At 71.2% G+C, this 20613-nt stretch carries 16 protein-coding genes and 2 pseudogenes; 10 read left to right on the forward strand and 8 right to left on the reverse strand.

What is annotated here, in order from left to right:
- The 3 genes from PV341_RS31930 to PV341_RS31940 form a co-directional block, all read left to right on the forward strand.
- Positions 1-252, forward strand: a 252-nt coding sequence (locus PV341_RS31930; protein WP_500359645.1) for a hypothetical protein, incomplete at its 5' end; no start/stop codon positions are given.
- Positions 253-615: 363 nt separating this feature from the next.
- Positions 616-4536 carry a metallophosphoesterase gene (locus tag PV341_RS31935; protein ID WP_500359646.1) on the forward strand — a complete coding sequence of 1307 codons (3921 nt, stop codon included), beginning with the start codon at positions 616-618 and terminating at the stop codon, positions 4534-4536.
- A gap of 113 nt (positions 4537-4649) precedes the next feature.
- Complete coding sequence (locus tag PV341_RS31940) at positions 4650-5789, forward strand: HupE/UreJ family protein (protein WP_500359647.1); 1140 nt, start codon at positions 4650-4652, stop codon at positions 5787-5789.
- A 36-nt stretch (positions 5790-5825) separates the two neighbouring features.
- Here PV341_RS31940 and PV341_RS31945 read toward each other — a convergent pair whose 3' ends face one another.
- Positions 5826-6914 carry a DNA polymerase III subunit beta family protein gene (locus PV341_RS31945; protein WP_500323734.1) on the reverse strand — a complete coding sequence of 363 codons (1089 nt, stop codon included), beginning with the start codon at positions 6912-6914 and terminating at the stop codon, positions 5826-5828.
- Between the two features lie 234 nt (positions 6915-7148).
- On the opposite strand from PV341_RS31945, the gene PV341_RS31950 reads away from it, so the two are divergent.
- On the forward strand, positions 7149-7997 hold the full coding sequence (locus tag PV341_RS31950) for an endonuclease/exonuclease/phosphatase family protein (RefSeq protein ID WP_500359648.1): 849 nt from the start codon (positions 7149-7151) through the stop codon (positions 7995-7997).
- Here PV341_RS31950 and PV341_RS31955 read toward each other — a convergent pair whose 3' ends face one another.
- Both PV341_RS31955 and PV341_RS31960 read right to left on the reverse strand, forming a co-directional pair.
- Positions 7998-8882: a metallophosphoesterase family protein gene (locus tag PV341_RS31955; RefSeq protein WP_500323736.1), complete on the reverse strand. Its 885-nt coding sequence runs from the start codon at positions 8880-8882 to the stop codon at positions 7998-8000.
- Positions 8883-8956: 74 nt separating this feature from the next.
- Entirely contained in the window at positions 8957-9406 is a 450-nt protein-coding gene (locus tag PV341_RS31960) for an LppU/SCO3897 family protein (RefSeq protein WP_500359649.1), read from the reverse strand.
- A 307-nt stretch (positions 9407-9713) separates the two neighbouring features.
- Between PV341_RS31960 and PV341_RS31965 the strand changes: the two genes are divergently transcribed.
- Positions 9714-9992: a hypothetical protein gene (locus PV341_RS31965; protein ID WP_499515071.1), complete on the forward strand. Its 279-nt coding sequence runs from the start codon at positions 9714-9716 to the stop codon at positions 9990-9992.
- Here the strand turns inward: PV341_RS31965 and PV341_RS31970 are convergent.
- The 3 genes and pseudogenes from PV341_RS31970 to PV341_RS31980 form a co-directional block, all read right to left on the reverse strand.
- Positions 9986-11230, reverse strand: a complete 1245-nt coding sequence (locus tag PV341_RS31970; protein WP_500359650.1) for a glycine-rich domain-containing protein — start codon at positions 11228-11230, stop codon at positions 9986-9988. The genes PV341_RS31965 and PV341_RS31970 overlap by 7 nt on opposite strands.
- Before the next feature lie 70 nt (positions 11231-11300).
- Positions 11301-11582 (reverse strand): annotated as a pseudogene (locus PV341_RS31975) (MarR family winged helix-turn-helix transcriptional regulator); the annotation flags it as partial.
- Positions 11583-12058: 476 nt separating this feature from the next.
- Positions 12059-12367 carry a hypothetical protein gene (locus PV341_RS31980; RefSeq protein ID WP_500359651.1) on the reverse strand — a complete coding sequence of 103 codons (309 nt, stop codon included), beginning with the start codon at positions 12365-12367 and terminating at the stop codon, positions 12059-12061.
- Between the two features lie 1234 nt (positions 12368-13601).
- On the opposite strand from PV341_RS31980, the gene PV341_RS31985 reads away from it, so the two are divergent.
- From PV341_RS31985 to PV341_RS32005, 5 genes are all read left to right on the forward strand, one after another.
- The gene (locus tag PV341_RS31985) at positions 13602-14204 is read left to right on the forward strand and encodes a TetR/AcrR family transcriptional regulator (protein WP_500359653.1); all 603 of its coding nucleotides are present in this window, start codon (positions 13602-13604) and stop codon (positions 14202-14204) included.
- 116 nt (positions 14205-14320) lie between these two features.
- Positions 14321-15241, forward strand: a complete 921-nt coding sequence (locus PV341_RS31990; RefSeq protein ID WP_500359654.1) for a TauD/TfdA dioxygenase family protein — start codon at positions 14321-14323, stop codon at positions 15239-15241.
- A gap of 38 nt (positions 15242-15279) precedes the next feature.
- Positions 15280-16587, forward strand: a complete 1308-nt coding sequence (locus tag PV341_RS31995; RefSeq protein ID WP_500359655.1) for an MFS transporter — start codon at positions 15280-15282, stop codon at positions 16585-16587.
- A gap of 40 nt (positions 16588-16627) precedes the next feature.
- Positions 16628-18334: an aldehyde dehydrogenase family protein gene (locus PV341_RS32000; RefSeq protein ID WP_500359656.1), complete on the forward strand. Its 1707-nt coding sequence runs from the start codon at positions 16628-16630 to the stop codon at positions 18332-18334.
- 15 nt (positions 18335-18349) lie between these two features.
- Positions 18350-19831 carry a long-chain-fatty-acid--CoA ligase gene (locus tag PV341_RS32005; protein WP_500359657.1) on the forward strand — a complete coding sequence of 494 codons (1482 nt, stop codon included), beginning with the start codon at positions 18350-18352 and terminating at the stop codon, positions 19829-19831.
- 185 nt (positions 19832-20016) lie between these two features.
- Here the strand turns inward: PV341_RS32005 and PV341_RS32010 are convergent.
- Positions 20017-20139 (reverse strand): annotated as a pseudogene (locus PV341_RS32010) (ATP-binding protein); the annotation flags it as partial.
- Positions 20140-20186: 47 nt separating this feature from the next.
- Positions 20187-20613, reverse strand: a 427-nt coding sequence (locus tag PV341_RS32015; protein ID WP_500359658.1) for a hypothetical protein, incomplete at its 5' end; no start/stop codon positions are given.

Consider the following 20613-nt stretch of genomic DNA (forward strand, 5'->3'; position numbering starts at 1 on the left):
GTGGAGCGGGGCGACGGCGTGGTGGCCGAGGGGGACGTGGCGGAATCGGACGGCTGGGCCGAGGGAGAGCCGGACGCCGATGCCTGTGCCGTGACCGACGCGTCCGGCGAGGGCGAAGTGGCCGGACCGGCGGCGGAGTCGGACCCGGAGGAGTCGCTGCACCCCGTCAGCAACAGGATCCCGCCCAGCAGTGCGGCCGCCATTGAGACACCTCTGAATCCGGACAACGTGACGCTCCTCCTCGGTCGATGAACCTAATGCGCACCCCGCCGTGCCCCACAGCCGGTGATCCGCTCACCCCTCACTACTCCACCGCGCCGCGGGTGGGTTGCACAGGCGGCCGGATCAACGATTGCAATTCCGCATACGCGTACGCCGTGCAGCCATATGTCGGGATCAGGTGCCCGGCCCCCGCGGGGCCAAGGGGGACACCTTCCGCTGGTTGTTTGCGTTTGCTTTAACTGCGTTCACCTCCGCTGGCCAAGATCCGCCAGGGGCATGCCACCTCTCGGCACCGGCGTTCCCCTCACCTTGTGGCGATCGGAAGGACAGCTGGTGATACGGCCAACACAGCGGCTCAGACGGCCCGGTGGCGGATCGGCGGGGCAACGGCTCGTGGGAGTGGCGCTCGCCGCGCTGCTCCTGCTGAGCGGGAACCTCACCGGGGCGTACGCCGAGACGGCGACGCAGGAGCGCACACCGGGGCACGGCGGGTCGGCGGACGCCACGAGCCTGCCGGCGCTCACCCCCGGGGACGGCGCGTACCTGGAGGGCACGGAGAAGGTCGCGGCCACGCCCACGCTGGCCGGTGACTCCGTCACACGGCTCGCGGTCGACGGCAAGGCCGTCGACGCGGAGCGGACGGTCGGGACCTCCCGGCTCAGCTTCGACGTCGGGTCCAACTCGACGGAGGCCCGGTACCACAACTACGTACTGGTCAACGGCGACTACCGCGCCGACATCGGCGACCTCGTCAACCAGCGCGGCACGATCGAGATCCCCAACGACGAGCTGGTCAAGGGCGAGAACACGGTCGAGATCCTCGCCGGTACCGTCGACAGCTCCTGCGGCACCAACTTCGACGACTTCGTGCTCTCCGACATCAGCCTGGACCTGCTCGGCGAGGTAGCGGACGGCGAGGAGAACGAGTACACGTACTCCTTCGGCGACGGCAGCTGCGGCACCAACACCACGCTGCTCACCAAGGCCACGCTGACCTTCTTCGTCCTGGGCGACCCGCAGCGCACCACCGGCCTGCGCGCCGACCTGGACACCGCCGGGCTCGCCAACGGCACGCACGCCCTCACGGCGACGACGACCTCGGGCAAGACCGTCAAGAACACCGTGACGGTGAACAACGCCCCCGCGGGCGCCCCCCGGCTGCTGCCCAAGGACGGCACGCTGGTGAAGGGCCGCCAGCCGGTCTTCGCGAACTTCCCCGCGGGCACCGAGGGCGAGCCGACGACGCTCACCGTCGACGGCAAGGAGCCCGCCACCGCCGCCAGTCTCGGCAACGGCGCGGCCACCTTCTCCTTCGACGTCGGGTCGAACTCGATCGACGACAAGTACGACAACCACCTCCTGGTCAACGGCAAGCGCATCGACCTGGGCGGCACCTGGGTCAGCCAGCGCGTCGACATCGCCGTCCCCGCGCGCTTCCTGGTCCCCGGTGACAACACGATCACGGTCGTGACCAGCGCCTACAAGGAGAGCTGCGGCAACAACCGCGACGACTTCGACATCTCGGGGCTCACGCTCGCCCTCGACGGCGGCACCGTCACCGGTCACGGCATCGCCGACTCGTACGCCATGGGCGATGGCAGCTGCGGCAACAGCGACACCCGCCTGCGCGAGGCCGACCTGCACTGGACGATCGACGCCCCGGCCGTGCATGTCTCGCCGACCCTGGGCTCCGGCAACGCGACCCTCGGCTTCACCGTGGGCACCAACTCGATCGAGGCCCGCTATCAGAACCACATCGTGGTCAACGGCCAGAAGCAGGTGCTCGACGCCGACTTCGTCGGTCAGCACGTCGGCCTGACGTTCCCCAACGAGTGGCTCGTGCCCGGCTGGAACACGATCGACTTCGTCACAGGCACCTTCCCGACCTCCTGCGGCGACAACCGTGACGACTTCGCCGTCTCCGACATCACCCTGACCCCGGCGAACGGCACCGCCGCCGGCCGGATGCTCAAGGGCTCGTACGGCCTCGGCGACGGCAACTGCGGCGACAACGTCAACCCGCTCACCGAGATCGACCTGGAGTTCTTCGTCGACGGCCCCGCCCAGGGCCTGTACGCCGACCTCGACACCGCGAAGACCGCCGACGGCAAGCACACCCTGGCCGCGACGTCGAAGAGCGGCAAGACCGCGACCCGTTTCCTGGTCACCGACAACTCCGCTCCCACGGTGGCGTCCAGCGTCCCCGCCGCCGGGCAGCGGATCACCGCCTCGGTCGTCCTCGACGTGCGGCTCCAGGACCTGTCCGGCGTCGTGAAGGGCCCGGACGTCACGCTCGACGGCAAGCCGGTCGAGCCCGGCGCCGCGGTGGGCCCCGGCCTGTCCGCAGGCGAGCACACGCTGAAGGTCTCCGGCACCGACGGCCTCGGCAACACCGGCACCCGCGAGGTGACGTTCACCTCCGCCGGCATCCCCGACGCCCCCGCCGACCTCACCCCGAAGTCCGGCACGACCGACGCGGGCGGCAGCGTGAAGCTGTCGGCCCAGGTGGCCGAGCCCGATGGCGGTGACGTGACCGCCACGTTCTCCGAGACCGAGATCATCACCCCGGACCAGGTGTACCAGGGCACGGCGACGTCCGTCCCCACCACGCTCGAGGTCAAGGGCGAGAAGAAGGTCAAGGCCGCCGGCCTCGCGCCCGCCGACGGCAGGACGCTGCCCGCGCCGGCCGGCCCGGACGTCACCTTCCAGCGGTACGACGTCAAGGTCAAGGGCCACGTGGACGCGCCGGTTCTGCGCTGGGAGGGCGTCATCGACCCCGAACGGCTCGCCGCGCTGCGCGTGTGGAACACCAGGACCGACGCCTGGGACGTCCTGACCAGCGCCCGCGGCGCCGTCGAGGGCAACACCGTCCTGACCGCCGTCGTCGACCGGAAGTACGTCGACCGGCAGCAGGTCCACGTCATGGTGACCGGCGAGGACCCGTTCGCCGACGACATCGACGCCGGTGACCCGAACCGCTTCGCCGACCCCGGCTCGTACGACTTCTCCATCGTCCACTACACCGACACCCAGTACCTCTCCGAGGGCGCGGTGGAGCAGGAGACGCCCGAGGAGCGCGCGGTGTGGGAGAAGGCCTACGGCGACGTCTCCCGCTGGATCGCCGCCAACAAGGACCAGCGCAAGATCGCCTACGTCGCCCACACCGGCGACATCATCGAGAACAACATCCGCAAGCCCGCCGACGAGGCCACGCAGCGCCAGATCACCGGCGAGCTGGAGCTCTCCTCCAAGCAGCAGAAGATCCTCGACGACGCCGGGATCCCCAACGGCGTGATCGCGGGCAACCACGACAACCAGTCGGGCACAGAGAACGGCCCCGGCGCGATCTACAACAAGTACTACGGCCCCGACCGCTACCAGGCCCTGTCCAAGGGCTGGAAGCACGCCGAGTACGGCGGCCCCTGGCGGCCCGGCGACAACCAGAACCACTACGACCTGTTCTCCGCCGGCGGCCTCGACTTCGTCGTGGTCGGCCTGTCCTACGGGGTGACCCGCGAGGAGGCCGAATGGGCCGACTCCGTCTTCAAGCGCTTCCCCGGCCGCAACGGCATCCTGCTCTCGCACGACTACCTCGCGCCGAGCGGCAACCCGGACGGACGTGGCGCCCCGTTCTCCGCGCCCGACGGTTCGATGCTCTACAAGACGGTGGTCCAGGACAACCCGAACGTGTTCCTGATCCTCGCCGGTCACGAGCACGGCGTCGGCACCAACGTGAAGCCCAAGGTCGGCGAGGTCGAGCACGACGTCGTCGAGCTGCTCGCGGACTACCAGTTCTACACGGTCTCCGCGGACCGGCTCGGGCTCACCGAGATCGGCGGCTACCAGCCGGACGACCAGCTCCAGTTCGGCGCGAGCTTCTTCCGGATGCTGCAGTTCAACGTGAAGCGGTCCGAGGTGACGGTGGACACCTACTCGCCGCTGCTCGACGAGTTCGGCGCCACTGAGTACGACACCGACCACCGCTACGACGGCACCGAGGACAACATGGTGCTGCCGGTCGACCTCACCAGCCGCAAGACGGCCTTCACGACCGACTCGCTGGCGCTCTACGACCCCGTGAGCGTCATCGGCAAGGCCAAGGCCCGTTCCGGCGAGGTCGCCTCGGTGACCTGGCGGGGGCTCAAGCCGGGCACGACCCACGCCTGGTTCGTCACGGTGCGCTCCACCGGCGGCGGTGTCAGCGCCTCCGAGCCGAGCGTCTTCGTGACCAAGGACGCCCACGGCCGCCCCGGCACGTGGGGACCGGACGCGCCCGCGTACCCGTGGTTCGCGCCGTCCACCGGCCGGCGGTGACCGGCTGACACGCCGGTAGGACCGCAGGCCCGCCCACGCCCGCCGTCCCGGACCCGACCGGTCCGGGACGGCGGGCCGCCGCCGTTCACCCCCCCACCCAGAGGACCGACCTCATGCGTTCCACCCCCGCGCCCCGGCCCTTCGCCGTGCTCCTCGCGGCCCTCGTCGCCGTGCTCGCCGCGGCCCTCGCCTCCGCCGCACCGGCCGCCGCGCACGACGCGACCTCGAAGGCGTACGTCGAGGTGAAGGGCACCGGAAGCCACGTGGAGGCAACCCTCGACCTCGAGTACGACCTGCTCATGAAGTCGGCCTGGCTGTACGAGGAGGCCTACGGCGCGAAGGGCCGCACCGAGCAGCTGCACCAGCTCAAGACCAACGCCGACGCGGTGCACGAGTACGTCACCGGGCGCTTCGCCGTCGGCCACGAGGACGCCGCCTGCTCACCCCGCCCCGCCCGCGACGCGGACGTCCACACCCGCGGCACCCGCCCGTACGCCGTCCTCACCCTGGTCTACGACTGCCCGGGCGGCGCCGGCGGCACGTACACCGTCTCCAGCGCCCTCTTCCCCGACGCCGAGAGCTTCGTGCACAGCACGCAGACGATCGTCCACTACGACATCGACGGCCGGCGGGGCTCCCAGGTGCTGACGGCCGCCGAGCCCACCCTGGAGACCACCGGGCACCACGAAACCCGGCAGATCACCGACTTCTTCCTGCTCGGCATGGAGCACCTGCTGTTCGGCCTCGACCACATCCTCTTCCTGCTCTCCCTGCTCATCGGCGCCCGCGGCCTGCGCGACGTCGTCCTCGCGGCGACCGCCTTCACCGCCGCGCACAGCGTCACCTTCCTGCTGGCGGCCATGGGCCTCGTCCATGTGCCCGGATCGGTCGTCGAGCCGGTCATCGCCGCCTCCATCGCCGCCGTGGCCCTCGCGGGGCTCCTCCTGCGCGACCGCGAGGCCACCGGCCGCTGGCGGCTCCCGGTCGTCTTCCTCTTCGGCCTCGTCCACGGCCTGGGCTTCGCGGGCGCCCTCGGCATCGAAGAGAGCTGGTCCTGGGAACTGCTGCTGTCGCTGCTCAGCTTCAACGTCGGCATCGAGGCCGTGCAGCTCGGCATCATCGCGGTCACGTTCCCTCTGCTGGCCCTGCTGCGCCGCACCCCCGCCCACCGCTGGGCGCTGCCCGCGATGACGGCTCCGATCGTGGTCGTGAGCGTGTACTGGTTCTGCGAGCGGGTGGCCGTGCAGGCGTGACGGGGTGCGGCCGCCGGGTCGGTTGCCCGGAAGCGGTCAGGCCTCCAGGCGGACGGGCATCAGGACCGAGAAGGCGCCGTCGTCCTCCGCCCGGCGGATCGTCAGGGGCGCCGTGGGTGCGCCGAACTCCAGCACCAGCTGGTCTCGGGCCCCGGCGGCGAGGGCCTGGAGGAGGTACTCGCGGTTGACGGCGACGTCGTCCGGGCCCTCATCGCCGTCCTCGCACACGCTCACCGTGCCGTCGCCCGCCACCGTGAGCACGCTGATGTCGGGGGACTTCCCGTCCTGCTCCCGCGCCTCACCGGGGCGGACGGGCCCGGTCTCCAACGCGGCGCGGAGCGCCGGGACCTCGACGAGGACGCGCCGGCCCTCCGGCAGGCGCACGATGCGGCGGTAGTCGGGGAAGTCGTGGTCGAGACAGCGGCCGGCCGCCTGACGGTCGCCTGCCGCCAGGGCGACACGGTCACCGTCCACCGTGAGCTCGACGGACGCCTCGCCGCCGGCCAGGAGCGCCCGCATGGCGTCGGCGAGCGGGGACGGCACGACGACCTGGCGGCGGGGCCCGTCGTGCCCGGTGGCAGCGGTCTGCGCGACGGCCATCCGGTACCGGTCGGTGGCCACGACATGGAGCGTCCCGCCGTCGATGTCGAACAGGACACCGCCGAGCACCGGCAGTTCGGGGTCGGTCCCGGCGGCGAAGCGGACCGCGTCGAGTGCGGCGGCCAGGCCCGGGACGGGGACGGCCAGGCGGACGGTGGCGGAGGCGAGGGATGAGGACATGGGGTTCTCCTTGCGGTCGAGTAGGGCGCGGATCGCGGAGAACTCGACGCGGGCGTCGGACAGACCCCGTTCGAGACGGCGCAGTTGCGCCTGCAGCAGTTTCCTGACCAGGTCGGTATCGGCACTGGACCAGCCGGCCAGCACCAGGCGGATGTCCGCCAAGGGCATGCCGGTCCGGCGCAGCCGTGCCAGCAACCGGGCCTCTTCGAGCTGCTCGGGGCCGTACCAGCGGTAGCCGCTCGACGGTTCCACCCGGGTTGGGACCAGGACCCCGGCGCCGTCGTAGAACCGCAGCGCGCTCACGCCCAGGCCACTGTCCCGGGCCAGCTCACCGATACTGCGCATGTCGTTCTCCACACCCGGGACTCTGCCCCCTCCACCAGGTCGAGGGTCAACCCGCCTGCCCGGAGGGGCCGCGCCAGGCCCCCCACCAGACCGGCAGGTCGGCGGGTTGAACGGGGCGTGACGTCCGGCACCGGGGAAGGGACGTGGTTCTTCACCCGCCCGTCACGCGCCGGCCAGCGGGCCCGACCACGATCGTGATCGTTCCCGAAAGCCGTTCCCAGGAGGACCCCCGTCATGCTGCGCCGGACCCTGTCCGCACTCGCCGTCGTCTTCGCGCTCTCCGCCACCACCGGCACCGCCGCCGCCACTACGGGCAAGGCCCCGGCCGCCGAGGGCCGCGGCGCGCGCGTGCTGGACGTGATGACGTTCAACATCCACCACGCCCAGGGCACCGACGACGTGCTCGACGTCCCGCGGATCGCGGACGTCGTCCGCAGGAGCGGCGCCGACGTGGTCGGGCTGCAGGAGGTCGACAACCACTACTCCGCGCGCAGCGACTGGGCCGACCAGGCCGCCGACCTGGCGAAGCTGCTCGGCTACCACGTCGTCTTCGGCGCCAACATCGACAACGCGCCCCCGGCCGGCAGCGGCCACCGGATCCAGTACGGCACCGCGATCCTGTCCCGCTACCCGATCACCGCGTCGGAGAACACCTGGCTGTACAAGTCGCCCGGCCAGGAGCAGCGCGGACTGCTGCACGCCACCTTGAACGTGCGCGGCAAGGCCGTCCACTTCTACTGCACCCACCTGGCCGCCAGTTCGCAGACCGACCGCCTCCAGCAGACCCCGCAGATCGTGGACCTGATCGGCGACAAGGAGCCCGCCGTCCTCGTCGGCGACTTCAACGCCCTGCCGGACGCCCCCGAGTCGCAGCCGCTGCAGTCCCGCTACACCGACGCGTGGGCCCGTTCGCTGCACGGCCGTGGTGACGGCGCGACCTACCCCGCCGAGGCCCCGACCGAGCGCATCGACGCCATCTACACCACCGACGAGGTCAAGCCGCTCGTCACGCGCGTGGTGCAGGCCGACCCGACGGCCTCCGACCACCTGCCGCTGATCAGCAAGGTCCTGGTCACGCCCTGATCAGGAGCCGGGGCCCAGCCGTTCGACGACCGAGCGGAGCTGGTCGCGGTCGAGCTCGTAGACGGTCTCGCCTGCCCGTGGGTCGCGTGCGTGGAGCACGTGGAACAGCGGGGCGTACGGTCCGCCGAGGTCGACGAGGGTCGCCGAGGCCCCGCGTACCGCCCGCTCGGTGCCCTGCGGGCCGGAGAGGTCGATGCGGCTGAGGACCCCCGGGGTCACCCACACCGGGACCGACCCGAGGTGGCCGAAGAGCTGCAGATGGAAGTGGCCGCACAGGACGAGCCGTACGTCCGTGCCGCGTACGGCGTCCGCCAGTTGGGCCCCGTCCTGCAGCCCGAGGGCCTTCTGGGTCGCGACGTCGAGGGTGACGGGCGGGTGGTGGAGGACCACCACGGATCCGTGCGGCGCGGGCTCGGCCAGCACCTCGCGGAGCCAGCCGAGCTGACGCGGGCCGACCCGGCCGTACACCTTGCCGGGGACGAGCGAGTCGAGCGTGATGAAGCGGTGGCCGCCGATCACGCTCACGGCGGCCCGCTCGCCCTCCGGGGAGTCGACGACCGCGGTCGCCAGGTCGTCTCCGTCGGCTCCCAGGTGGCCGCTGCCCAGCACCTTGGCGAAGGCGCCGCGCTCGTCGTGGTTGCCGGTGCAGAACACCACGGGCGCCCGCCTGCGCGCGGCGAACTCCCGCACCATCTCGCGTGCCGCGGCGTACGCCTCCGGGGAGCCGTCGTCGGCGACGTCGCCGCTGACGACGACGGCGCCGACGTCCGGGACGGAGTCGAGGGCGGCCAGCATCCGGCGCAGGGACTCCCGTGCGTCGATCCCGCGGGAGTTGGGCCCGTCGACGGGGCCGATGTGGATGTCGGACAGGTGAAGGATCCGCATCCCGACCACGGTACCCACTGTCTGACGCGGCGTCACCGGGGCCGGGCGCGGGCCTCAAGCGTGTCGGCGGGTGCTCACTTCAGGGGCTCCAGGCAGAGCGTGAAGTCTCGGCCGGAGCCGCCCTGGGTGTACCGCTGGTACTGGTCCTCGCAGGTCCCGTCTGTCCCGGACTGCCGGTCGACGACCTTGAACTGGGCTTTCGCGTCACCGCAGTCCACGATCTCGAACTCAGGGTCCCCGACGGAGATCACGCCCGTGGCCGCCGCGTTCCCGGCGTGCAGGCAGTCGCCCGCGTCGGCGGTCGCGGCGCCCCCGAACCAGGTGGTGTAGCCGCCGTAGACCACGAAGCCGATCACGACGAGGCTGACGACCCCCCTGACGATGCCCTTGACGCCTATGCGGCGCCGGGGCGCGGGCGCCGGCGGGCCGGGCACGCTGTACGGGTTGCCGGCCGGGGCACCGTACGGCGCGGGCGGCTGCTGGTTGTACGGGTTGGTGCCGGGCGGCGGTGGCGGAGTGCTCATCGCGGTTCCCCCTGGATCTCGTAAAGGCAAGGTCAAGTAGCCGGTGGAAGTTACCACCGGGACCTGCGCGGGGGACCGGATCACCGGAAATCTGTGGCCTTGACGTGACCGTTGGCCACGTCGGCGAGGCACGGCAGGCGCTCCGGGGTCCCGACCCCGGTGGACGTCGCTTTTGTCAAGCCCCGAATTCCAGGGGCGTGACGCGACGCACCGGGCCGGGCTCAATGGAGGCATCGGTTCACGCAGAACGGGTGGCCCTCCCGGAACCATCCGGGTTTCCCGTCATCCCTCAGCAAGGAGAATTCTCATGGCCCGCACACCTCGTTCCCGGCGTCTGGCGATCTTCACGGCCTCCGCGGCCCTGGCGGCAGGGGGCGCCCTGATCCCCACCACGGCGTTCGCCGCTCCCGCGTCGGCGCAGACAAGCGCCGTGTCCACCCAGGCACCCCAGCAGCAGACGAAGACAACCGGCTACGGCGGCGACAGCGATTGCTGGGAGTCCGACTACGAATACTGGGAGTACACGGAGTACTGGGACTACACGGATTCCTACGACTACTACGACGGGTACTGGGTGTACTACTGATCCACGGTTGCCCGAAGACACACGGGTGCGGCCCGGCGGTGGAGACCGCCGGGCCGGCACCCGTCCTCCGCTGAGGCGGCCTCGACGTGGCCCGCCTTGCGTACGGGCCGACCCCTCCGGCCGCCCGATGCCCTCACGGCATGCGGGCTACCACCAGATGACGACGTATCCGGGGCCGCCGGTCTCGCCGATGCCGGGGTTGACGAACGAGGTGGTGCCACCTGTGCCGCCGATGCCTGCACGCGCCGGTGCCGGCTGGATGACCCCGTCCACTGCCGGACGGCCTCCCAGGCCGGCGGAACGTTGGTCCCGCCGGCCCCGCCGGCCCCGCCGACGGCGCCTTGGCGGACCGTGCCCTGGCCAGGACAGGAGGCGGTGCCGCCCGCGCCACCGGACGAGGCGAACCGCCCGCCGCCGCCGCCATTTGCGACCGCGACGCTGCCGAAACCGTTGTCCACCGTGCTGGGTGTGCCCAGCTGGCCGTTCGCAAGCTCGGGTCCGCCTGCTCCTCCCGCGCCGATGTCCACCATGACCGGTGTGCCCGACTGGACGGGAAGGACGCACCAGGCGAAGCCCCCGGCGCCGCCGCCCGATCCATTGACGATGCTGCCGTCACCTCCCGAACCGCCCCCGCCGGAACCCCATGCCTGGACGAAGACCGTGGTGACCCCGTCGCGCGGCGCGAATTGGCCGTCGTTCTGGAAGTCCACCAGGCCGTGGGCCGGGGTGACACCGGCCGGTCCCTGCGGCCCCTGAGGTCCGGCGGGTCCGGCAGGTCCCTGGTGACCGGTCTCGCCCTGCGGCCCCTGCGGCCCCTGCGGCCCCTGAGGTCCGGCGGGCCCGGCAGGGCCCTGTGGCCCGGGAAGTCCAGGCGGCCCGGGAGGACCGGGAATGCCGGGGCGGCCCGGGTGCCCGTGGTAGCCGGGGCGGCTCGGGCAGTACCCAGGGAAGTAAGGGAAGAGGAAGCAGGGGTCGGCGAGACCGGCCTCAGCGCCGGGTTTCACAGCGTCAGCCTGGCCGCCGTCGGAACTCCCCCCGCACGCGGGACCCGTCAGTGCACTGGACGCCAGGGCCACGCACGCGGCCATCGTCCACAGACGCAGACCACCTCGGCGCCGAATGAGCGCCTGAGACACGGCTGTTCCGGACAACACGTCACCTCCGCAAGGGGGCCCGCGATGCGCGGCACACGCCGCCCACCAGGAGAGAAGAGCTGTCGGAGACAGCGGCGAGCCCATAGAAAGAATCGCCTGCGTAGCGTGTCGTGCACATTCAGTAGTCGACCGGGTGACCTGTACCTGCTCTGTGTCAGCCCTCCAGGGCTGCCGCTATGCGGTCGAGGTCGATGAGGAGTTCCGCCATGCGTCGCGGCGGGATCTCCTTGACCATGCGCTCCTCGATGGCGGCGACGGAGGTCTGGACCGCGGCCAGCCGCTGGCGGCCCTTCTCGGTGAGGTGGGCGGGCCGGGCCCGGCCGTGATCGGCGGTGGCGGGACGGGTGATCAGTCCGGTGTCCTGCAGGCTCCGCAGGACGACGTTTCCGGACTGCCGGGTGACGAAGGTCGCGCGGGCGAGCTCGGCGTTGGACAGGTGCGCACACTGAGCGTCGAACTGGCGCCGGTGCGGGTGAACTCGCTGCACCCGTGGGCCATCGTGGACAGCCTCTTCGTCGCACACAATGAACAACTGCACGAATCGACCCGCAAGATGACGCTCACCAGACAGCTCGCCACCATGGGCGACATTCGACGATTGCCTGTTCCTGCTCGAGAACCCGGTGGCCAACGCCATCGATCTCACCTTGAACGACGGCATCGCCTGACGCCATGAGGCACCCCCCTGTGCGGTCGGCGGAGCGCACCCTGCGATGGCAGCACCGGGTCGGCGTCGCCGGCGTCGACGAACCCCAGGACCTCCACCGTGCGCGTCATCGGGAGGGGGCGTGCGGCCAGGTCCTCATCGAGGAAGGATCACGAAGTTGACGTAGCCGGTCCAGATCGCGCGCATACCAACAGTACGCAACCCGGAGCGGTCGGACGCGGTGGTCCACTCCTTGCCGCTGATCGTCAACTGGCGTTCTCGGCGGCGTAGGTCTGGAGTTTGCGCAGGGCTTGAGGCGCGGCGCTCTCGTCGACGCGGGCGACGATGACGATTTTGCTGGTGGCGACCGCGACGATCGCCTTGTCGGCCTTCTTGCCGGTGACGGTGTCGTCCTGTCGGGCTGTAAGCGCCGTAATTCTCGCCTTGAACCGCCAGGCGCCGAGTGGCTTCGGGATCGCGGACGGGGCGGCGGTCGCGGACGGCGTCGCGGTCAGCACGACTGCGCCCACCGCCACGGCCATGCCGAACTTGCCGGAGATGTTCTTGAGGTTCACGTTCCTGCTTCCTGCGAGCTTTTCGATTTTTGCGCGCATAAGGCAACCTTGTGGGCATCGACGCCTTATCGACGGGCGGTTGAAGAACGTTTGACGCGATGCCGCTCGCCGCCAGGCCCCGCGACCGGAGGCGTCCCCGACGACGGCGGGGCCGGGTGGACCGCCCTGCCGATCGTGAGCGGCCGCCACTTCGAGGAACTTGCCCAAGGGCTGCTGGAGCGCTTCCACATGACGCCCCGCACCGAGCACCCGGAATGGCAGCCCGCCGACGGCGCGCAGCCCGAGCGGAACCAGCGGGAGGCGCTGTGCCGCCGGCCAGCGGCTGACCCCGGCGGCCCCGCAGGTCGAGGCCGAGCTCGTTGTCGCCGAGCGGCACGACGAGTCGTCGGCCAGCAGCTCCTCGTCGGCCGGTTCTGGGGACGCCTACGGCTACGCGGACGACGCCCTGTCGCAGGAGGGGCCCGGGCTGCGCCGCCCGGTGGCGTGGCCGCCGCACTGGTGCGCCCCGGGGAGTGCCCCAACCTTGCCTGCGAGGACGGGCACATGATCGACACCGGCGCCCCCTGCCGGACCTGTGGGCAGCGCAAGGCCGACCGCCCTGCCGCGCCCCCAGGCGCCGCCGCAGCGCCCCGGCAGAAGCCTCCTGGACGTGCGGGGGTGTGCGAGGAGCCGCAGCCCGGCACAGCCCCGGCAGACGGAGTTTGCAGCCCGGAGTGCCGAGAGGTCGCCGGGGCGTTCCGCGGACTCCGCGCCCGCCTGGAGGCCGTGGACGAGGTGACCGCCCCGTGAGCCGCACCGTCATCGTGGGCCGCGCCCTGCGAGTCCTGGGCGAGCACGCAAAGTCCCCGCACTCAGCGTCTTGGCTGGTGGCGGGGACTTTTGGCACCTCGTGCGAGGTGCCCCCGGCAGGATTCGAACCTGCGCACACGGCTTCGGAGGGCAGGCGCCGAAAGTGTGGGATTGTGCCCCTGAACTGCGCGAACGCCTGGCATCCTGGGGCGGGCCGCGCGTCGCACTCGCTACTTACTCGGAAGCGTCGGGCACACGCGGTCAGGCGCGGTTAGTTCGCGAGTCAGCAGCTACGAGGCGTCCCGGTTGTATGCGGGCGTGGCGGCCGCATGCAGGGGCCGTACTGCTTTCAGCACGCGTGATCACAATCACAATGCCAGCCACTGGGTGAACCGTGGCGCGGACCTTCGGCCGGTGAGGCCGGCCGAGCTCGTATGCTCGATCCGTGGTCGGTATACAGGCGCGAAAGGCGGATCGCGGGCCGGGGCGCCCGCGGGACGAGCGGGTGGCGAGTGCTGCCCTGACTGCCGTCATCGAGCTGGTGACGGAGCAGGGGATCGGCGCCGTCACCATGGACGCCGTCGCGGCGCGTGCCGGGGTGAGCAAGCCGGCCATCTACCGACGCTGGCCCACCAAGCAGGCCATGATCATCGCAGCTGCCGAGCGGCACATTGGCGAGCTGTCCGTACCGGACCTGGGCGATTTCCGTGCGGAGTTGCGCGAGGTGCTCACCGCTCGGCTGGCGGCCTACCGGCAGCCCGGTATGGACCGGCTCATGGCAGAGATGATCGGAGCGGCCGCGGACGACCCCGGGGCGCGCGGCGCGTATGCCGAGTTCGTCGGGCGAATGATGGGGGAGACCCGCAGCATCCTTGAGCGTGGGATCGCTCGTGGCGAGGTCAGGCCCGACGTTGACGTCCGGTCCGCGGCAACACTGGTGGCGGCGCCACTGATCTTCCGCCTACTGGCGGAACGCGAGCTGCCCGACGCGCGCCTCGCGGAGGACCTCGTCGACCTGGTGGCTCGCGCGGTCTGTCACTCCGCCTGAGCCGCGCGGCGCCTCTGCCGCACCGCTTGGAAAATCTTGTGATCGGCCCTTGCCGTCTCGCACCCGAATATCGATACTTCCCGTAACGATTTTCGAGAGCGACCGTGGAGGCCCACATGTCTGCCCTTGCCACCCCCCGACCTGCCGTCGACAAGCCGCTGATGCACTACGGCCCCCGCGTGTTGGAGCGCACCGCGCCGGGGATGCCCGAGTTCGCGTACCAGCAGCTGCAGATCTCGCCGCTCACCCCGCACATCGGTGCGGAGATCGGTGGTGTCGACCTGTCGCAGCCGATCGGCGAGGAGCTCGCCGATGAGCTCAAGCAGGCCCTGCTTGAGTGGAAGGTGATCTTCTTTCGCGACCAGCAGCGTTTCGACGCCGAGACCCACCAGGCGCTCGCCGCAATCTGGGGCGAGCCGGAGCCGAACCCCTTCTTCCCGAAGGGCGACACGGTCGGTGTCTCTCGCCTGGCCAAGGACGCCATGACTGCCAGCGGCGAGAACATCTGGCACAGCGACCACTCCTTCATGGCCGCTCCGGCGCTCGGCTCCATCCTGCGAGGGGTGGAGATCCCGCCCGCTGGCGGCGACACGATGTGGGCGGACATGGGTGCCGCCTATGACAACCTCACCGAGGAGATGAAGGCCCGGATCGAGGGCCTGACCGCAGTGCACGACTGGGTACCCAGCTGGGGCGCGCTGATGACGCCGAAGCAACTCGAGGCGCTGCGTGCCACGCTGCCGCCGGTCGAGCACCCGGTGGTCGTCCGCCATCCGCGCACGGGCCGCCGACTCCTGTACGTCAACGAGCCGTTCACCGTGCGGATTGTCGGTCTGTCCGACGAGGAGAGCCGCGAGCTGCTTGATGAGCTGGTGCTGCAGGCCCGCGTTCCCGAGTACCAGGTCCGCTTCCGCTGGCAAGCCGACTCGGTCGCAATCTGGGACAACATCGCCACCCAGCACTACGCGATCAACGACTACTACCCGGCGCGGCGCGTGATGGAGCGCATTGCGATCGCCGGCGTCCCGCTCGCCTGAGATCCGTACCCAGCCCCTTTGAACCCCGCGGAGCCCCCGTGACCGACACCGACGTCGCCCCCGCCACGCCCGTCGCCCCCTCGGCGACCGACCGCACGTCCGTACGCCGCGCGTGGACCGTCACAACGCTGCTCGTGGTCTTCATGATGGTCAACTTCGCCGACAAGGCCGTCCTCGGGTTGGCGGCCGACCCGATCCGCCACGACCTCGGACTGTCCGCGACCGAGTTCGGGCTTGCGAACAGCGCCTTCTTCCTCCTGTTCTCCCTGAGCGGAGCCGCGGTGGGCCTGCTGGCCGACCGTGTACGGCCGAGGTGGCTGCTGCTGGTCATGGCTCTGCTGTGGTCGGTGGCGCAGCTGCCGATGGCATTGGGCGCCGGGATGGCCGCGTTGATGGCCTCGCGGATTGTGCTGGGGGCGGCGGAGGGTCCGGCCTTCCCCGTCGCCCAGCACAGTGCCCTGTCGTGGTTTCCCAACGAGCGCCGGAACCTCTCCGGCGCGCTGATCACCGTCGGCACCGCACTGGGGGTGGTGACCGCGGCCCCCGGGCTGACCTGGGTGATCCATCACCACGGCTGGCGTTCGGCCTTCGGTGTGGTCGCCGCGGTGGGCGTGCTGTGGGCGGCGGTGTGGCTCTTCGCCGGCCGCGAGGGCCGGTACGCGGGCACCACCCCGGGAACGACCGGGCCCACCGCCGCCGGCCGGGCGCGGGCCGGCGTCCCCTACCGCCGCCTCCTCGGCACCCGTACCTGGATCGGCGCCACGGTCGCTTACTTCAGCACCTACTGGTGCGTCGCCCTGCTGCTCGTGTGGCTGCCCTCCTACCTGCACGACGGCCTGGGCTACACCACGACCACCGCGGCGAACCTGATCGCCGTGTTCTGGACGGTCGGCGCAGTGGCCATCGTCGGACAGGCAGGACTGACCGGCTGGTTGCTGCGGCGCGGCGTGAGCAGCCGGTGGGCCCGGGCGCGCGTCGGCGGCATCACGCTGATCGTCTCCGCTCTGGGCTGCCTCGCCCTGCCCGGAGCTCCGCGCGGCCCCCTCACCGTGCTGCTGCTCCTCCTCGGATTCGGGATCTGCGGGGTGATGACCAGCATCGCGGTCACCACGGTCGCCGAACTCGCCCCGGAGGGCCGCCGCGGAGGCGCACTGGGCCTGATGAATGCCGTGGTGACCATGGCGGGACTGATCGCGCCCACCCTGACCGGCCGCTTGGTCGACACCCAGGGCGCCGCCGGCTACCAGCACGCCGTGCTCGTGGCGGGCGTACTGCTCCTCGCCGGAGGCATCGCGGCCGTCACCCTCATCGACCCCGCCCGCGACGCACGCCGCCTGGCCGCATGACCGTCCAGCGTCCCATCCGTCCGCCCCGCCAAGGAGAGACGTGAACCGCACCACCCTCGATATCCCGTCCCTGGATCGTGCGCTGAGCGAACTGCGTCTGCATGCCGAGTCCTGGACCGTCACCTCGCTCGCCGAGCGCATCGGCCTGCTGGAACGGCTCATGCCGCGAATCCGCGACAATGCCGCCGATCTGGCCGCGGCCGGCGCCCGCGCCAAGGGATACGGCCCCGATTCCCCCTGGGCCGCCGAGGACTGGGCCGGCGGCCCTTGGGCCCTCGCCCAGAACACCGCCGCCCTCCTCCACGTGCTGCGCCGCATCGCCGTCGGCAAGGCCCCCCTCGACGCGACGGCCGTCCGCCTGCACGGGGACCGCGTACACGTCGACGTCTTCCCCGCCACCGGCTGGGACCGCGTCCTGCTCAGCGGTTACTCCGCCCAGGTGTGGATGCGGCCCGGGACCACGCCTGCGCAGGTCATGGCCGAGGCGGCGGGGGAGTACCGGGGCTCGCCGGCGCGTCCGGGTGTGGCCCTCGTCCTCGGCGCCGGGAACGTCGCCTCCATCACCGCGCTCGACATCCTGCACAAGCTATACGCCGAGGGCCAGGTCGTCGTCGCCAAGATGAACCCGGTCAACGCCTACCTGCGGCCCCACTTCGAGCGGATCTTCGTCGAGTTCACCGGCCGTGGCTGGCTGCGGTTCGTCGACGGCGGAGCCGCCGAGGGCGCCTACCTCACGACCCACGACGAAGTGGACTCCATCCACGTGACCGGCAGCGACCGCACCCACGACGCCATCGTGTGGGGCACCGACGAGCAGGCCGAGCAGCGGCGCCGTGACGACGCGCCACTGGTGACCAAGCCCTTCACCAGCGAGCTGGGCGGAGTCAGCCCCTGCATCGTGGTGCCGGGGCCGTGGAGCGATGCGGACTTCCGCTTCCAGGCCGAGCACATCGTGACCAGCAAGATGAACAACTCCGGCCACAACTGCATCGCCACCCAGGTCCTCGTATTGCCGCGCGGCTGGGCCGGCGGCGAGCGGCTGCTGGACGAGATCCGGACCGTGCTGCGCCGACTCCCGCCGCGCACCGACTACTACCCCGGCGCCGGAGAGCGCCTGACCGCGGTCCGCGACGCCCACCCGGCCGCCGAAGTGCTCGGCGACAACAGCCGGATCCTGATCCCGGACATCGCCGGCCACGACGACCCCTTCCTGACCGGCGAGGTCTTCGCCAGCGCCCTCGGCGTCGTACGGCTCCCCGGCGGCACCCCCGGGGAATTCCTGCGCCACGCCGTCGACTTCGCCAACCACGCTCTGCCCGGCACGCTCGGCGCCACCCTGATCGTCCACCCGCGGACCGAGAAGGCCGCCGCGGCCGCGGTGCACGAGGCCGTCGCCGCGCTACGCTACGGAACCTTGGGCGTCAACTGCTGGTCTGGTGTCGGGTTCTTGCTCGGCTACACCCCTTGGGGCGCCCACCCCGGGCACACTCGCCAGGCCATCGGCAGCGGAACCGACTTCGTCCACAACGCCTTCATGCTCACCGGCGTCGAGAAGACGGTGCTGCGCGCGCCGTTCGCGCCCGCCCCACGCGGCCTGTTCACCGGCTCCCCCTCGCTCTCTCCGCGCCCGCCGTATTTCGTCACTAGCCGTACCGGCCGAACCACCCTCGAACGACTCACCCGCTTCACCGCCGCACCCGGCGTCGCCCAGTTGCCCGCTCTCTTCGCCTCCGCGCTCCGCGGCTGACCAGAAACGGCCCCCATGCATCTCACCGACTTCCTCGCCGCCTCCGCGCACGCCCACGGCGACCGTGTCGCCGTCGAGCTCGGCGACCACGCCCTCACCTATGCCGAGTTGGACGCCATCGCCGGCCGCACCGCGGCCTTCCTAGCTGCCCAGGCCGTGCGTCCCGGCGACCGAGTGGGGCTGATGCTGCCGAATCTGACGGAGTTCCCGGTCCTGTACTACGGCATCCTCCGCGCTGGGGCCGTCGTCGTACCGATGAACCCGTTGCTCAAGCCGCGCGAGATCGCGCACTACGTACGCGACTCCGGCATGGAGTTCCTCCTGACCTGGAATGGGGTGGCCGACCAGGCCCGGGCCGGCGCCGAGGGCACCGCGACCACCATCGTTCCCGTCGCCCCCGGAGCGCTGGAGGACCTGCTGGCCAACCATCCGAACCCGGCTCAGCCGGAGCCCCTCGACGGCGACGATCTCGCCGTCATCCTCTACACCTCCGGTACCACCGGAGCGCCCAAGGGCGCCATGCTCACGCATGCCAACCTGGCGCGCAACGCCGAGATCGCCGCGCGCACCCTGATGCGGCTAACCCCGGACGACGTCGTCATGGGTTGCCTGCCGCTGTTCCACGCCTTCGGCCAGGCCTGCGCCATGAACGCCGCCGTCAGCGCCGGCGCCCGGCTCACCTTGCTGGCCCGCTTCGACCCCGCCCAGGCCCTGCGCACCATCGCGGAACGACAGGTCACGATCTTCGAGGGCGTTCCCACCATGTACGCCGCGATGCTCGCCGAGCGACTGAACGACCCCGCGCGACACGACACGAGCTCGCTGCGGCTGTGTGCGTCCGGCGGCGCCCCTCTCCCGGTGGAGGTCCTACACACCTTCGAGACCGCCTTCAGCTGCGCCGTCCTGGAGGGCTTCGGCATGTCCGAGACCTCCCCCGTTGCCTCCTTCAACCACCTGGACCGGCCTCGCAAGCCGGGCTCCATCGGCACCCCGATCGAGGGCGTGGAGATGCGTCTCCTCGACCCGCAGGACGGTGTCGGCGAACTGTGCGTGCGCGGCCACAACGTGATGGCCGGCTACTGGGGACGCCCGGAAGCGACCGCGGAGACCGTCGTGGACGGCTGGCTGCGCACCGGCGACCTGGCCAGGGTCGACGACGACGGCTACTTCTACATCGTCGACCGCAAGAAGGACCTCGTCATCCGCGGCGGCTTCAACGTCTACCCGCGCGAGATCGAGGAGGTCCTGTACAAGCACCCCGCCGTGGCCGAGGCCGCCGTCATCGGCATCCCGCACCCCACTCTCGGCGAGGAGGTCGCCGCCGTGGTTGCCCTGCGGCCCGGCACGGCGACGGGCGCGGAGGAACTGCGGGAGTTCGTCCGCGACCGCTTGGCGCCGTACAAGTACCCACGCGAGGTCTGGCTCGTGGACGCCCTGCCCAAGGGACCCACCGGCAAAATCCTCAAGCGGGAGATCGCCGTCCCCGAACCGAGCTGACCCGGACCGATGGGTCTCGGAATGTGGCCGTGCCCACGCGAACGATCAGATCAGGCAGGTCAAGCGGCCGACGCTGGGCCATCTGGCGCGTAAGTGGCGCGGCGCCCCTCACCGAGACGAAGGTTCCGGGCCCAGGATTCCGAAATCGTACCGGCTGACCTGGGCCTTCTGCTTGCTTCTCGGGGCTACGGGACGTCGTTGAGTGGCTGTTCTGCCCAGATGGTCTTGCCGGTGGCGTGGTAGCGGGTTCCCCAGCGGTGGGAGCACTGGGCCACGAGGAAAAGTCCGCGGCCGCCCTCGTCGGTGGTGGCGCCCGCGCCCGGCGCACCGGATGGTGCGCCGGGCCGCCGGCGGTTTACCACCAGATGACGACGTATCCGGGGCCGCCGTTCTCGCCGAAGGCGGGGAGGCCGATGGTGCGTGCGCCGCCTGATCCGCCGATGCCTGCGCCCTGGGGTGCTGGCTGGATGATGCCGTCCACCGCAGGACGGCCTCCCTGGCCACCCGGCTCACCGATCGGACCGGTGAGGGTGCCGTTTGCGCCGTTGTTGCCTTGGCGGACCGTGCCCTGGCCAGGACAGTCGGCCGTGCCACCGACGCCACCGGCTGTAAATCCCCCGAGCGCGCCGCCACCGGCGGTTACGACCTCGCCGAGACCGTTGTCCACCGTGCTGGGTGTGCCAGGGAAGCCGCTTGCGGGCCCGCCCGCTCCTCCTGTGCCGACGTCTACCGCGACCGGTGTGCCCGGCTGGACGGTGAGGACGCACCAGGCGAAGCCCCCG

Source organism: Streptomyces sp. PA03-1a (assembly GCF_033792805.1).
In the GTDB taxonomy this organism is placed as follows: Bacteria; Actinomycetota; Actinomycetes; order Streptomycetales; family Streptomycetaceae; genus Actinacidiphila.

Excerpts from the sequence above, each read along its gene's own strand:
- PV341_RS31940 (WP_500359647.1), top strand. The coding sequence starts at position 4,650 with ATGCGTTCCACCCCCGCGCCCCGGCCCTTCGCCGTGCTCCTCGCGGCC.
- PV341_RS31945 (WP_500323734.1), bottom strand. The coding sequence starts at position 6,914 with ATGCGCAGTATCGGTGAGCTGGCCCGGGACAGTGGCCTGGGCGTGAGC.
- PV341_RS31950 (WP_500359648.1), top strand. The coding sequence starts at position 7,149 with ATGCTGCGCCGGACCCTGTCCGCACTCGCCGTCGTCTTCGCGCTCTCC.
- PV341_RS31955 (WP_500323736.1), bottom strand. The coding sequence starts at position 8,882 with ATGCGGATCCTTCACCTGTCCGACATCCACATCGGCCCCGTCGACGGG.
- PV341_RS31960 (WP_500359649.1), bottom strand. The coding sequence starts at position 9,406 with ATGAGCACTCCGCCACCGCCGCCCGGCACCAACCCGTACAACCAGCAG.
- PV341_RS31965 (WP_499515071.1), top strand. The coding sequence starts at position 9,714 with ATGGCCCGCACACCTCGTTCCCGGCGTCTGGCGATCTTCACGGCCTCC.
- PV341_RS31970 (WP_500359650.1), bottom strand. The coding sequence starts at position 11,230 with ATGGGCTCGCCGCTGTCTCCGACAGCTCTTCTCTCCTGGTGGGCGGCG.
- PV341_RS31990 (WP_500359654.1), top strand. The coding sequence starts at position 14,321 with ATGTCTGCCCTTGCCACCCCCCGACCTGCCGTCGACAAGCCGCTGATG.
- PV341_RS32005 (WP_500359657.1), top strand. The coding sequence starts at position 18,350 with ATGCATCTCACCGACTTCCTCGCCGCCTCCGCGCACGCCCACGGCGAC.